Annotated in this window: 13 protein-coding genes and 1 pseudogene; 6 read left to right on the forward strand and 8 right to left on the reverse strand. The window is 63.0% G+C overall.

The features are described from left to right. The 7 genes from EN925_RS04955 to EN925_RS04985 all read right to left on the reverse strand — a co-directional run. The coding region (locus EN925_RS04955) for an ABC transporter permease (protein WP_164894138.1) at positions 1–863 on the reverse strand (863 nt) is incomplete at its 3' end. A gap of 31 nt (positions 864–894) precedes the next feature. Further along, a complete protein-coding gene (locus EN925_RS04960) occupies positions 895–2,418 on the reverse strand; it encodes a sugar ABC transporter ATP-binding protein (RefSeq protein WP_063170081.1) in 1,524 nt (507 codons plus the stop codon). 61 nt (positions 2,419–2,479) lie between these two features. Next, positions 2,480–3,367 carry a sugar phosphate isomerase/epimerase family protein gene (locus EN925_RS04965; protein WP_013530264.1) on the reverse strand — a complete coding sequence of 296 codons (888 nt, stop codon included), beginning with the start codon at positions 3,365–3,367 and terminating at the stop codon, positions 2,480–2,482. A 416-nt stretch (positions 3,368–3,783) separates the two neighbouring features. Continuing rightward, positions 3,784–4,413, reverse strand: coding sequence for an HAD family phosphatase (locus EN925_RS04970; RefSeq protein ID WP_127369386.1), 630 nt, complete (start codon positions 4,411–4,413; stop codon positions 3,784–3,786). After that, positions 4,413–5,933 carry an FGGY-family carbohydrate kinase gene (locus EN925_RS04975; RefSeq protein ID WP_127369387.1) on the reverse strand — a complete coding sequence of 507 codons (1,521 nt, stop codon included), beginning with the start codon at positions 5,931–5,933 and terminating at the stop codon, positions 4,413–4,415. Before EN925_RS04975 ends, EN925_RS04970 begins: the two co-directional genes overlap by 1 nt. A 163-nt stretch (positions 5,934–6,096) precedes the next feature. Beyond that, a complete protein-coding gene (locus EN925_RS04980; protein WP_064994611.1) occupies positions 6,097–6,897 on the reverse strand; it encodes a BtpA/SgcQ family protein in 801 nt (266 codons plus the stop codon). Between the two features lie 38 nt (positions 6,898–6,935). Continuing rightward, positions 6,936–7,796: a DeoR/GlpR family DNA-binding transcription regulator gene (locus EN925_RS04985; protein ID WP_063170084.1), complete on the reverse strand. Its 861-nt coding sequence runs from the start codon at positions 7,794–7,796 to the stop codon at positions 6,936–6,938. 166 nt (positions 7,797–7,962) lie between these two features. Here EN925_RS04985 and EN925_RS04990 point away from each other — a divergent pair, with 166 nt between their 5' ends. The 6 genes from EN925_RS04990 to EN925_RS05015 all read left to right on the forward strand — a co-directional run bounded on the left by EN925_RS04990 (position 7,963) and on the right by EN925_RS05015 (position 13,951). Next, positions 7,963–8,763, forward strand: a complete 801-nt coding sequence (locus EN925_RS04990; RefSeq protein ID WP_127384755.1) for an SDR family NAD(P)-dependent oxidoreductase — start codon at positions 7,963–7,965, stop codon at positions 8,761–8,763. A 174-nt stretch (positions 8,764–8,937) separates the two neighbouring features. Continuing rightward, the gene (locus EN925_RS04995; RefSeq protein ID WP_128336383.1) at positions 8,938–10,113 is read left to right on the forward strand and encodes an ATP-binding cassette domain-containing protein; all 1,176 of its coding nucleotides are present in this window, start codon (positions 8,938–8,940) and stop codon (positions 10,111–10,113) included. A 5-nt stretch (positions 10,114–10,118) separates the two neighbouring features. After that, entirely contained in the window at positions 10,119–10,940 is an 822-nt protein-coding gene (locus EN925_RS05000) for a carbohydrate ABC transporter permease (RefSeq protein ID WP_164753550.1), read from the forward strand. A gap of 95 nt (positions 10,941–11,035) precedes the next feature. Next, positions 11,036–12,331: a sugar ABC transporter substrate-binding protein gene (locus EN925_RS05005; RefSeq protein WP_127368001.1), complete on the forward strand. Its 1,296-nt coding sequence runs from the start codon at positions 11,036–11,038 to the stop codon at positions 12,329–12,331. Between the two features lie 111 nt (positions 12,332–12,442). Continuing rightward, complete coding sequence (locus EN925_RS05010) at positions 12,443–13,357, forward strand: sugar ABC transporter permease (RefSeq protein WP_064994612.1); 915 nt, start codon at positions 12,443–12,445, stop codon at positions 13,355–13,357. A gap of 60 nt (positions 13,358–13,417) precedes the next feature. Continuing rightward, positions 13,418–13,951, forward strand: coding sequence for a hypothetical protein (locus EN925_RS05015; RefSeq protein WP_013530274.1), 534 nt, complete (start codon positions 13,418–13,420; stop codon positions 13,949–13,951). A gap of 38 nt (positions 13,952–13,989) precedes the next feature. Here EN925_RS05015 and EN925_RS05020 read toward each other — a convergent pair. Continuing rightward, positions 13,990–14,280, reverse strand: a pseudogene (locus EN925_RS05020) (hypothetical protein); the annotation flags it as partial.

Here is a 14,280-nt window from a genome sequence, read left to right on the forward strand (position 1 = left end):
TTGCTGATCATGCCGATGATCAGCACGCCCACCAGCGTATAGCCGATGCGGCCGATACCTCCGGTGAGGCTTGTTCCGCCGATGACCACCGCCGCGATGGCATCGAGTTCGTAGCCGATGCCCGCCTGTGGCAGGGCGGACGTGGTGCGGGCCGTCAGCATGACACCCGCGAGACCGGCCAGCGCGCCCATGATGACGTAAACCGAAAAGATGATGCCGGTGGTGTTGATGCCGCTCGTCTTCGCGCTGCGCGGGTTTCCGCCCACCGCATAGACCCGTCTTCCGTAAATGGAGTAGCGCAGGACGATTGCCGCGACAGCGAAGACGACGGCGAAAATGATCACCGGTACCGGTATGCCGAGCACGAGACCCTGGCCGAGCCAGCGGAATTCGAGGCTGAGATTGGGAATCGGGCGGCCGCCGCTGTAAAGCAGCGTCGCGCCGCGCGCCACGCTCAGCATTCCGAGCGTGGCGACGAAGGCCGGCACCTTGAAGTAGGCGATCAGCCCGCCATTGACGGCGCCGCAAAGCGCGCCCACGGCGACGCCGGCCGCGACTGCTAGGAGCGGATTGAACGCATCCGCGCCGGTGACCAGGCTGGCCGCCACGGCGCCGGCCAGCGCCAGGAGCGAACCGATGGAGAGATCGATGCCGGCCGTCAGGATCACGAAGGTCATGCCGACAGCCAGCACACCGTTCATGGAGACCTGCCGCAGAACGTTCAGCAGATTGTTGGTGGACAGGAAGTTCGGCGACGCCAGCGACAACACGACGAACAGGAGGATAAACGAGATGACGATGCCATAACGGGCGATGAACTTTCCCAGGCTCATGCCGCTCATGCTTTGACTGGCGGATACCATTGGATTCTTCTCCACGAAATGGATCGTCTGGCTAGGAAGCCAGATGAACGAGGGTTTCCTGGGTGGCCTCGGGTCCGGCGACCTCGCCTGCGATGCGGCCCCGGCGAAAAACGACGATGCGATCCGCATTGGCGAGGATTTCGGGCACCTCGGACGAGATCATCAGCACGGCGTTTCCCGCCTTCACGAAATTGCCGAGGAAGGCATAGATCTCGCGCTTGGCGCCTTCGTCGACGCCGCGTGTCGGCTCGTCGCAGATCAGGATCCTGGGGTTGGTGTCGACACAGCGCGCAAGGACAACCTTCTGCTGGTTGCCGCCGCTCAGGGATTGGACGGGCAGGTCCGGCGACGCCGTCTTGATGGAGAAGCGCTTGATGTGCTCGACCACGCTCCTGCCTTCCGCCGATCCGTTCATGAAGCCCTTGCGCGCATAATGCGGCAGGTTGGCCACGGTGATGTTGTGGGCGACCGACGCGGTCAGTGACAGGCCCGTCTGCTTGCGGTCCTCCGTGACCAGCGAAATGCCGGCGCCGATGGAATCGGCGGGCGTCTTGAGATCGATGGGCTTGCCCTCGATCAGCACCTGGCCGGAATCCCGCGGCTCGTTTCCGTAGAGCGCATTCACGAACTCGCTGCGACCGGAGCCGAGAAGCCCGTATATACCGACGATCTCTCCCGCATGAACGGTCATGTCGATGTCGGCGAACTTTCCCTTCGATGCAAAGCCGCGGGCTTCGAGCAAGGGTTTCTGCGGGCCGGTATCCTTCGGTTCGCGATGATGGTCCAACAGGTCGCGGCCGACGATCGACCGGATCAGGCCCTTGCGGTCGATTTCGGAAATCGATCCGCCGCCTACGAAACGGCCGTCGCGGAAGACCGTATAATCGTCGGCGATCTCGAAGATCTCGGTCAGGCGGTGCGAGACATAAATGATGCCCACGCCCTCCGCGGTCAGAGTGCGGATCGCGTCGAACAGCATCTGCGCCTCGCGCTCGCCAATGGCCGAGGTAGGCTCGTCCATGATCAGGATGTCGCTGCGGCGGCTGATTGCCTTGGTGATCTCGACGAGTTGGGCCTGCGCGATCGAAAGATCGCGCAGCCGCGCACCAGCGGGGATGTTGAATTTCAACCGCGCCAGGATCGCCTCCGCGTCGCTTAGCATGCACTTGTCGTCGACGAAGAAGCGGCCGCGCCGCTGTTCGCGGCCGAGATAGAGGTTCTCGGCGACGGTCATGTCCAGGAACGGGCTAAGCTCCTGGGTGATGATGGCGATACCCGCATCGAGCGCCTCGGCGGGGGAGGAGAAATTCACCTCCCGGCCTTTCACCGTGACGGATCCGGCGTCGCGCCGCAGCATCCCCATCAACACGCCGAGGAAAGTCGACTTGCCGGCACCGTTGCCACCGCACAAGGCATTGACCGTCCCGGCGCGCAACCGAATCCGCCCGTCGACCAGGGCGGGAACGCCTGCAAAGCTCTTCGCGACATTTTCGGCGCTGAGGAGAAGCGGCGCGGTGGCGCCGTTCTCGTTGGTGATAGCTTCGTTCTGCGTCATCTTCCCGTCCTCCTCGGGATGAGATGGTGCGGGCGCTTGTCGGCCCGCAGCCCTTTCGTCTTCAGGCAGCCTTGTTGATCTCGGCCCGGCGCACGGCTTCTTCCCAACGGCTTTCGATGAAAGCCTTGGCATGCGCGGCGAGCGGATTGTTGTCGGTCCAGGTGTCGCGCCAGATGCCGCACACACGCGACAGGGCTTCATCGACGATGGCGCTGGAGAAGCTCTCGAAGGTGACGTCGCGATTGTGGAAGCCAATGTCCACCAGCGCGGAAAAGATGCTCGCGAAATCGATCGTACCGGTGCCGAGATAGCCGCGGTAGTTCTCGTTGAAGTGGAAATAACCGAGCTTGTCCCCAGCCAGACGGATCGCTTCGGCCTGGCTCGCCTCTTCGATGTTCATGTGGAACGTGTCGAGATGCAGGAAGACGTCGTCGCGGCCGGTGTCCTTGATGAACTTCAGGCCTTGCGCGGTCGTGTTCAAGAGGTTGGACTCGAAGCGGTTCACCACTTCCAGAACGATCTGCACGCCGCTATCCCTGGCCACCTCGGCGGTCGCGGCGATGGCGTCGGCGCTGTTCATCCAGCCGGTTCGTGTGGGCAGCCCGTCATACTTGCCGTGCATCGAATAGAGAATGCCGCCCAATCGGATGCCGCCGATGTCGCGGACCGCCTTGACCGCGTCGGACAAGAGCGCCTTTCCCTTGGTGACCACGGCCTTGTCCTCGCTCGAGACGTCCGCATCCGCCGACAGGCCCATCGTGACCACGATCTCGATGTCCAGTTCCTTGGCTTGCTTCGCCAGGCGGTCGAGGTCGAATTTCTCGGGCCGCAGATAAGCGAACTCGATCAGCCGGTAACCATGATCCGCCGACTTGGCGAGTGCCATTTCCAGGCCCTCCTGGGTCAGGCCGTTTGTCCAGACAAATGAATGGATACCAAGACGCCGCATTCAGATCCTCCGATAATTAGGTTTGCATGTTAAAGATACAAACTTGATCCCTGAATGCCTAAAATTCAGCTCCAGCGCAAGAGGAGTTGTGGCATTGGTCGGCGCGAGCCAATCATGCTGGATTAAAAAAATGCGGAAAAACAGACAGTTGAGGGGCATCATGGAGGTGCGAGAAAATTTTCTCTGACCCATGCGAGAAACGGGATATGCAGCTTTTGACAACAAATATCCCATCACTTGCGCAGACCGAGCGGCATGGACCGTCGCTCGGCGAGATGCAAGGCGAATGCGGAACGAGCAGAACCCGGTCCAACGTTCGTCAGTTCCTGCCAAGGCATTCGCTTGGGACCAGCCGGCGGACGCCCGATCCTCCGGCTTGCCCAAGCGCGCACCCGGACGCGGCGACGCGAAAACCCTCAGCCGGGAAACAGGTCCAGGATCGACGACAGACGGTTGGCACTGAGATCGATGTCGCTGAGCGGGCCGCCGCTGGGGAGATAGCCAACCACGAACAGACCGGCGGCCCGTGCGGCCTTGGTGCCGGTGCGGCTGTCTTCCACAGCGACGACGGATCCCGGAGCTATGGCGAGCTGCCGGCAGGCCTCGCGATAGGGCGTTGGGTCGGGTTTGCCGACCGTAACGTCGTCGAGGCTGATTGTGAGGCTCATATGGTCGAGCACGCCGAGCGCATCGAGATTGGCATTGACGACTTGCCGGCCGGAATTTGACACGCAGACCTGCGGGATGCCGCGGTCAGCCAGGGTCCGGATCGTCTCGACCGCCTCGGGGATCGGGATGGCGTCCGCCCGGTTGGCGACGTAGTGGGCATTGATGGCGGCGAGCCACTCCGCCTGGTCAAGCCCGACTGGGAGGCGCGGACGCAGCATTGTCCAGACGTCGCCCATATGGATGCCGCGAAAGGCTTGGTCGGGCAGGTCGTCAAGATCGACGTTCCAGTTGCGGCAGCCGGCGAGGAGAGATTGATGATGCAACGGCTCGCTGTCGATCAGCGTTCCGTCGATGTCCCAGGCGACGGCGCGATACATCACGATGGCGATCCAGCTTTGGTCGCGCCAGGAGCCGATAGGCGTGTATAGAGATCGCGATAGCGGCGGTAACCGTCGCGGTAGATGTCGGCCTTTCGCGGGTCGGGATGGAGCCGGTCGGCGAAGCTGACGAAACCGGAAACGCCCGACCAGTCGTCGGTCAGGCCGGTGCCTATCGCCGCCGTCCAGGCAGCGCCGATGCAGGAGCCGGGGTGCCCGGTCAGGCGTTGGACCGGCTTTTGCAAGACATCCGCGACAATCTGCATCCAGACCTTGCTGCTTGAGCCGCCGTCGGAGGCGAGATAGCGCTCGGTCCGATGGCCCATGTCGTTGAGCACCTCGACATGATGCGCGATGGCAAAGGCATAGGCCTCGAGCAAAGCGCGCCAGACATGGCCGATATCGTGCGAAAGCGTCAGGCCGTCGATCACGCCGCGGGCCGCTGGATCATGGATCGGCGTCTTCTCGCCAAGGAAATAGGGCAGGATGATGAGGCCGTCGGCACCGGCGGGACGCTCTGCCGCCAGCGCATCGAGCCGCTGGTGTACGGAAATACCCTCGGCCTGTGCCGCGGCCATCTCGCCGCCGGCGAAATTGCGTACGAACCAGTTGAGGGCGGAGCCGCCTGTCGACATGCAGCCATTGGGCATGAACAGGCCCGGCACCAGGTGATAATCGAGATACATGCGCGGATCGGGCTTGATCTGATCGGTAGCGATCAGGATATCGACCGAGCCGCCGAATTTCAGGAGGACATCGCCCGGCTTGGCGACGCCGGCGCCAAGCGCGGAGGCGATCATGTCGGCTGCACCGCCGACGACCGGTGTCCCCGCCATCAGGCCGGTCTCATCGGCGGCCTTCGCCGAGACGGAACCGAGGATCTCATGCGAGGCGATCTTTCGTGGCACGGCCGAGCGCGGTATGTGCGCGAGCGCCACCAGATCATCGTCGATCCGGTGCGTCGAAACATCGACGAAGCCGGCCTCCAGCGCCCAGTTCTGCTCGACCGCACGTTCGCCGGTGAGGCGCCAGTTGATATAATCGTAGGAGCCGAAAACGGTGGCGATGCGGCCGAACACCTCCGGCTCGTGACGCTCAATCCAGCGCAGCTTTGCGGTGACGAGCTGTTGGTTGATGCCGTTGCCGGCCTTGGTGATGAAAGCCGTCTCATCGCATTCGGTCCGCAGTTCGGCCACTTCGGCGCCACAGCGGCCGTCGCTCTGCTGGATGCTCGGCCGCAGCACTTCGCCCTTCTCGTTCAGAAGAACGACCGCCGGCAGCATGCCGGTGGTGCCGACCGCCACGATTTCCTCGGCCTTGATGCCGCTGGTCCTGAGCAACTCCTGCACGATGCCGCGGACATTGGTCCACCATTGCGCGGGATCTTCCTCGGCCCAGCCCGCATGCTCGGAGTGCAGCGTGACGGGGCGCGAGGCGAGGCCCAGCACCTGATCGGGAAGCCGGATCAGGATGCCGATCGTCGAGGTGGTGCCGATATCGAGACCGAGAACGAACGCCATGTCGAATCCATTGAAATGCTGGGAAGGGCAGGCGGGCGAAACCTGTCTGCCTCGTTGTGTCGCACTGCTCGATGCCAGTCGATCATTCCGGCCGCCGGCCTGCAACGATCGATATGATCACCGCGAGCCGGCGCGATGGCCGGCATCGCCGTGGAAGCCGTCCTCAGCGCAAAGTGGCGACAACATCCATGAAGCGCTTGACCCGATCGCCGTCGACGGCGTTCCAGGTATTGCCATCGATCTTGAAATGGGTCCCGATCACGACGCCGCTCGCCAGCGAAAGGACGTCGCGGACATTGTCGATGTTCACGCCGGTGTTGGCGAAGACCGGCACGTCCTTGATCGTCTCGCAGACGCTGCGCAGGTGGGACTGGTCGGCCGGCTGGCCGGTGATCGGACCGGAGACGAGGATCGCGTCTGCCATCGACGAGAACACCGCGCTCTTGGCACGCAATTCAATCGGGCGCTGGTCGAGCGAGTGTGCGAACTCGGCATTGATGTTGAAGAGAAGCTTCATGTCGTCGCGACCAAGGTTGTGCCGCAGGCGCGAGGCGGCGGCGCAATCGGGCTCCCACAAGCCCATATCGGAAGCGAACAGGCCGGTGAAGATCTCGCGCACGAAACGGGCTCCGGTGGCGGCTCCGATCGCGACGCTGGCAGTCGGATCCCAGAGATAGTTGACGCCAAACGGCACTTTCAGCTCGGGCTTCACCGCCTGGACGATGGCAGTCATGGCGGCAATGCCCTCGGGCGGCGCCTTGAAGACATAGGGGCGGTCGTTCTCGTTGCCGAACATGATGGCATCGACGCCGCCGTTCTGCAGCTTGCGGATGTCGGAGAGTACGCCATCGATCAGCTTGTCGAGGCCGCCATCGGCATCATAGAGGGGCGTTCCCGGCAGGGCACCGATATGTGCCATCGAGATGACAGCCTTCTTCTTGTCGCCGAAAAATTCAAATACCATCGAGTCTTCTCCTTGGGGATAAAGTGAAATGGCGCGCCTCAGTCGCGCGTCAGTGGCGGCGCGATGCGCAGGTCGACCTTGGCCGCGGCGAGCGCCGCGACGATCTTGGCCGGCGGCTCGGCATCGGTGATGAGGATGTCGAAGTCCGACAGTGGCGCTATCCGCACCAGCGACATGCGCAGGAATTTGGCGGAATCGCACAGGACGATCTTGGTGCCTGACCGCCTCAGATAGGCGCGCTTCATATCGGTATCATCGAAGGAATAATCGAAGAGGCCGTCCGCTGTGATACCGGAGACGCCGATCACGGCGACATCGAACCACAGCGCCTCGAACTGGGCGATGGCCGCAGGCCCGCCGGTCGACATCTCGTCGGCCCGTACGCGGCCGCCGGCAACATAGACTTCGGGCACACCGCCATTCAGCGCCGCCGCGATCCTGAGGCTGTTGGTGAACACCTTGGCGTGCGGAAGGTCCCTGAGGTGCTCGGCCATCAGATAGGTGGTGGTGCCGACATCCAAAGCGATCGTGCGGTATCCCGAAACCAGCGCGGCCGCGGCCGCGGCAATCGCGGCCTTCGGGTCGCGGCGCTGGCGCAAGCGCGAATCGAAACTCGGCTCTTCGCTGTCCATGGCGACCAGCGGCGGGTTGTCGGCCTCGATCGCGCCGCCATGGATTCGGACCAGCCTACCCTCGCGTTCCAGTTCGACGAGATCGCGGCGGATCGTCATGTCGGAAACGGCAAGTTCGGCCGCTGCCGCGGCGACGGTGAGCGACCCCGTCCGGCGCAGCAAAGCCAGGATGCGTGCCTGCCGGTCGTGCGCGAGAAGGCGCTGACGATCGGCGTCGCGCGGTGCGCCATGCGGCGATGTCTCAGGAAGGGTGGTGTCGTCTGCCATCGATGTATCCGGTGGGTAAGCCGCCGACGAAGCGGTCTGCTGATCTTCACACTACCGCATGATCAAACATTTTCAAACAAAAATATGTTTGCAGTGTTCGATTTTATTGGTATGCATCTCGATATCAACAAAATGCGTTCCGCCATCAAGCAGAGAGAATACGACCATGCCGGCTGTCTCCGTCACGCCTCCCGTGCTTGCCGAACTCGCGGGCAAGCGAGCCTTCGTGACGGGCGGTGGCGCGGGGATCGGCCGGGCGATCGCGACCGCCCTGACGCGGCAGGGCGTCGCCGTGGCGATCGGCGATCTGGATCCCAAGGCGGCACGTCAGGCGGCTGAGGAAATTGGTGGCGGTGCCGCCGCCGTCACGGTCGATGTCCGCCGCCGCGATTCCGTCGAGGCGGCCTTTGCCACCGTACTGGAAGCGCTTGGCGGCTGCGACATCCTGATCGCCAATGCCGGCGTGTCCACCATGCAGCACGCGCTCGATCTGACCGATGAGGAGTGGGACTTCAACTTTTCGGTCAATTCCCGCGGTGTATTCCTGGCAAATCAGATCGCTGGACGGCACTTTGTCAAGCAGGGCACGGGCTGCATCGTCAACACCGCCTCGCTTGCCGCGAAGGTCGGTGCGCCGCTCCTGGCGCATTATTCGGCATCCAAGTTCGCCGTGCTCGGCTGGACGCAGGCCTTTGCCCGCGAGCTCGCGCCCAAGGGGATACGCGTCAATGCCGTCTGTCCGGGGTTCGTCAAGACCGGCATGCAGTCGCGCGAAGTCGAATGGGAGGCGCATCTGCGGCAAGTCACGCCCGAACGGGTGGTCGCCGACTATATTGCGCAGACGCCGCTCGGCCGGCTCGAGCTGCCGGAGGATGTCGCCGACGTCGTCGTGTTCCTCTGCTCGGATCAAGCCCGCTTCATGACCGGCCAGGGCGTCAACGTGACCGGCGGCGTCTACATGACCTGACGGCTTTCGGCGGCTGTAGCCGGATCCTGATGCGGGCACGCGCCTATCCAAAAAAGTGAACACATATGATCAGAAGTTAGGCTTTTAATGTTATATTTTGTTCTCTAAGATGACCGTTCGCTCGACTTCGGCCTTCGGCGTCAGCCGGGTCAGACGGGTTCATGAGGAAAGTCTATGGCGTCTATCGAGCTCGATCGCGTTTCCAAGCTCTACGGCAATGGCAATTACGGGGTGCATGAGGTCGATCTCACCATTCCCGATGGTGAATTCGTGATCTTTCTCGGTCCGTCGGGATGCGGCAAGTCGACGACGCTGCGGATGATTGCCGGCCTGGAGAGTATCTCCTCCGGCGATCTTCGCATCGGTGGCAAGAGCGTCGCCAATGTCGCGCCGCGCGACCGAAACGTCGCCGTGGTGTTCCAGAGCTACGCGCTCTATCCGCATATGTCGGTGCGGCAGAATATGGCCTTCGGGTTGAAGATGCGCGGCACCGACGCGGCGGTTATCGATGCCAAGATTGCAGACGCCGCTAACCTGCTCGGTCTGCAGAATCTTCTCGGCCGCAAGCCGGCAGCGCTTTCGGGTGGCCAGCGGCAGCGTGTCGCGCTCGGCCGGGCGATCGTTCGCGAACCGGCGGCCTTCCTGCTTGACGAACCGCTGTCCAATCTCGATGCGCAACTGCGTGCCGAGATGCGGCTCGAACTCGTGAAGCTGCACCGGCGCCTCGGCCGCACCATCGTCCATGTCACCCACGACCAGGTCGAGGCGATGACCATGGGCGATCGCATATGCATCATGCGCGATGGTCGCCTGATCCAGGCCGGCCGGCCGCTTGAAGTCTATGCCGACCCGGTCAACACCTTCGTCGCACGCTTCCTGGCGACGCCGCCGATGAACCTCATTCCGGCCACGCTTCAGGCCGCACCTGGCGAAGGGCTCTCCGTCCTGACCGACAGTGGTGCCGTGCTTGCCGTCCCCGCCCGCCACCGCAACGCTTATGGCGAGCGTGCCGGGCGCCGCGTCATTCTGGGCGTGCGGGCCGAGGATTTCCACGAAAGCCCCGACAAGCCGGACTGGCAGAAGATTGCCGTACGGGTTGTGGCCGTCGAGGCTCTCGGCGCCGAGAACGTCCTGATCGGCCAGATTGCCGGTCAGGCCACCGGCAGGGATGATGCTCCCCCCGGGGGGGGCGACAAGCCGTTGGAGATCGCCGCCCGCCTCAGCCGTTATTTCACGGCGCCCGTCGGCTCGATGGTCGAACTCTACATCGACCCGCTGCCGATGCACCTCTTTGATCCCGAAACCGAACTGGTCATCGCGCGGCCGAGCCTCATGGGGGCCACGCGATGACCAGCATGGACAGAAACGAACGGCCGGCCTTTCGTCGCCGCTTCGGCTTGCATTTCGGGCTGATTGTCGTCTGCGCCATCGTGCTGCTGCCGCCGCTCTGGGTGCTGCGGACAAGCTTCGTCCCCGAGCAGTTGTCCTACAGCAACGAGCTGATGCCGGCCTTTACGACGGACAATTATTCGGCGCTGCTGTCGAGCCGCTTCGGTCAATCCTACCTCAACAGCCTGATCGTCGCGCTCGGCTCGGTTCTGCTCGCATTGCCTTTTGCCGCCACCACCGGCTATGCCTTCGCCCGCTTCCGCACGGGCGGTCGTTGGGCGCGTTTTGCCGTTCTGGCGACGCAGATGTTGCCGCCCGTGGCGCTGGTGCTGCCGACCTTCACGCTGTTCCGAAGCCTGGAGCTCAGCAATTCGCTGACGGGGCTGATCATCGTCTATGCCGCGCTCAACCTGCCTTTCCTGACCTGGATACTGGTGGGCTTCTTCGAGGGCATTCCAGTGGATCTGGAATGGGCGGCGATGACCGACGGCGCGACCGCCTGGGGCGCCTTCTGGCGTATTGTCCTGCCGGTGTCGATGCCCGGTATCGCGGCCGCCGGCGTGCTCGGCTTTATCCTGGCGTGGAATGAGTTTTTGTTTGCCCTGGTTTTGAGCGGGCCGAAGACGGCAACCATACCGGTTGCGCTTGCGGCGTTGCAGACCTCGAACGGCGTCCAGATCGCCAAGGTTTCTGCCGGCGTCGTCCTTGCCATCCTGCCGCTGGTCGTGGCTTCCCGCTTCATCCAGCGTTTCATCGTCCAGGGCTTGACGTTCGGCAGCGTGAAATAGGCCGGCCGCTCCGAGAGCCGACATGGCTCGCTAGCCGGTTATGAAATCGTGGCGGGATCACCGCCGCGTCCAGAGGGAAAGAGGAGTAGAGAGTTATGACTTGGAACAAGCAGACCTTGATCAAAATGCTGATGACGGCCGTGAGCGGGGCAGCTGTTGTCAGCGCATCGCTTCCGGCCAGGGCGGCTGAGCCCATCACCTTGCACGCCTTGATGGAGGACGTGCCGGAAACCAAGATCATTGAAGCGCTGTTGCCCGAATTCGAGAAGCAGACCGGCATCAAGGTCGAGTTTGAGAAGATCGGCTATCCTGACATGCACGACAAGCTGGTGTCGCAGCTGACCGCGCCGCAGAGCTACTACAATGTGCTCGAGGTCGACTTCCTGTGGGCCGGCGAATTTCCGGCGGCCGGCTGGCTGGCCGACCTGAAACCCTTCGTCGAGAAATCCAAATACGATCTGAGCCCCTTCATTCCCTCGACGCTTGACCTGCTCGGCCGAACCAAGGACCAGCTGTTCCTGGTGCCCATGTACAACTACTCGATGGGCCTCCTCTACCGGAAGGACCTGATCGGCGACGAGAAGCTCAAGGCCGCCTACAAGACGGCAACCGGCAAGGAGCTCGCTTTGCCGACGACGCTCGAAGATTATGTGGCGATTTCCAAATTCATGAAGGCCAATGCCGGTGTCGCCGGGGCCGCGATGCAGGGCCAGCGCGGCGATCCCAACAGCATGGAATTCTCCAACTATCTGTTCTCCGCCGGCGGCAGCTATCTCAATGCCGACGGCAAGGCGAGCCTCGACACGGCAGAGGCCAAGAAGGCGCTCGATCTCTATGTCGACAACATCCAGCGCGGCGCCCAGCAGGGTGCCGTGTCGGCCACGCTCGACGACACCATGCGTCTGATGTGCAGCGGTTCCGCCTTCAGCATGGTCACCTATTGGTGGATGCTGCCGCAGATGGACGATGCCGTGAAGTGTCCGACGGTCGCCGGCAAGGTCGGCCTGTCGGTGATGCCGGGCGGCCATGGCGAGAGCGGCGGTTGGGGCTGGGGCATTCCCAAGAACACGTCGCCGGAAGAGCAGGAAGCCGCCTGGACCTTCATCCAGTGGGTGCAGAGCAAGGATGTTTCGGTGAAGCGCGCGCTCGAGGGCCACGCGCCCGTGCGCAGCGATGTCTATGCCGATGCGGCGGTGCTGGCGAAATATCCCTTCTACAAGACCGCCCAGGATGTGGTGGCGACCGGCAAGTCGTTCCCGATCTTCACCTATTCGGCGCAATACGAGGATCTGCTCGGTACCCAGCTTTCGCTGGCGGCTGGTGGCCAGGCGACATCGGACGCGGCGCTGAAGGCAGCTTCCGACGGCCTGCAGGGGCTCCTCGACAAATAGCGGTCCGGCTCGGCAAGGAGACCCGGCGCGGCGATGTCAGCCGCGCCGGATTTTCCAGACCCCGGATCTTGACGAGATCAGCAACGCCACCCCCACCAAGGCTCGGCCACGATGCACAATGCGATCAAAAAAGGATGGGCTGCCCGTGGCCGCGAGTGGCGGACCGGCTGGGCCTTTGCCTTGCCCGGCCTGCTGCTGCTGGCGATCGTGATGGGCTTTCCCCTGGCCTATGCCTGCATCCTCTCGATCTCCTCGATGACCTTGATCAAGCCGCAGCTCCTGCCGCTTGTCGGGTTCAAGAATTTCGCTTCGATGATCGGCGATGAGCTGTTCTGGAACGCGCTCTGGCTCACCGTGCGCTATTCGGCGGTGACCGTGGTCGGCGAATTCGTGATCGGGCTCGGCATTGCCCTGATGCTCAACCGGACGGTCCGGATGAAGCCGGTCTATTTCGCGGTTCTGACCATTCCCATGGCGATGTCGCCGATCAGCGTCGCCCTGATCTGGCGCATGCTGCTCCAGCCCAATCTCGGCATCGCCAATCATCTCATGGAGATATCAGGCCTGCCGCGCCTCGACTGGCTAGGCACGCCAGGCATGGCACTCTGGACGATGGCGGCGATCGACATCTGGCAGCAAATGTCCTTCGTCGTGCTGATCCTCGCCGCCGGGCTCGCCGCTTTGCCGCGCGATCCCTATGAGGCTGCTGAAGTGGACGGCGCGCGCGGCTGGCAGCAATTCTTCTACATCACGCTGCCGATGCTTCGGCCGGTCGCGGCGATCACCATCATCATCCAGCTGATCAACGAATTCCGGACCTACGATCTGCCCTATGTCCTGACCAAGGGCGGGCCAGGCAACGCGACCGAAGTGCTGAGCTTCTTTGCCTATCGCCGTGCCTTTCTCGGCCTTTCGCTCAACGAAGGCGCGGCAGCCGCGTTCGTGCTGCTGCTGATCGTGCTTCTGCTCACCGTGATCTTCTTCGCCGTCCTCGAACGCTCGCAATCGGGAGAGGGCCGGAAGTAGGGCTGTTAAGCCTTGAGCAATCTATGCGGTCTATCCTGGCCTGCAGATTGTCGAGGGAACATGAAACGCCAGCCGCTTCTGCTTTTCGCCTTTCCGTTTCTCATTCTGGCGGTCCTGGCAGGGGAGCGCATGGCGACCTTGTTGCTGGGCATCTATCCAGCCAGCCCCACCGCATGGTGGCTATGGCTTGAACTGCGCCCCTTGTCGACGGTGCTTTGGCAGCAGGTGGATGTCTGGCTGGGCGGTTCCATGGCTTTCGAAGCCGCTATCCTTGCCGCCGCATCGATCGTCTGCTGGATGGCGTGCCACGCCAAGCGGTCGGCTTTCTTCTTCCTCGCCAACCATATCGCCCTGATTTTCGCCGGGCTGATGATCGCGGTCGGCAGCCATTCGGAAACGGCAAGCACGATTGCCGAATTCACGTCGCCCAAGGGTCTTCCCTATTCGCTGGCCGTCGATTTCACCTTCAAGAACAGCTTGGTGCTGCTTTTGGGCTTCGTGGCCTGTGCCTACTGCCACATCGCCTTTCTCACCGAGGCGCGGGAGCGGTCCGTCCGGGCCATCCGCATCCTGGCGCTGCAGCGCGATCTTTAGATCCGTCCAAGCGGCCTTCGTTCAGCCACGCCCGAAGTCTAGTTGATCCGGCGGTAATAGACCTTGCCGTCGGGCTGCTGGATGCGCTGGTAATTGGAGCTGGGAGCAGGGGGCGACGCCGATGCGATTCTCCTCCTGGGTGCGGGCGCTTCGATGACGCCGGGTTCGCTCGCGCTCTCGCCGCCGAGGGCTTCGGGCGCTTGCGCCAGCGTGCTGGTGGCGATCTCGGAGGGTTCTTCCGCACCCGGCATGGCCTCGCCGCCGGCGACCGGCATAGTCTGCCCCAGCCGGGCAATGCTGGCATCGATCTCGTTGAAGCTGCCTTGCAA

It is taken from the genome of Mesorhizobium sp. M7A.F.Ca.US.006.04.2.1 (assembly GCF_004022915.1).
Taxonomy (GTDB): Bacteria; Pseudomonadota; Alphaproteobacteria; order Rhizobiales; family Rhizobiaceae; genus Mesorhizobium; species Mesorhizobium ciceri.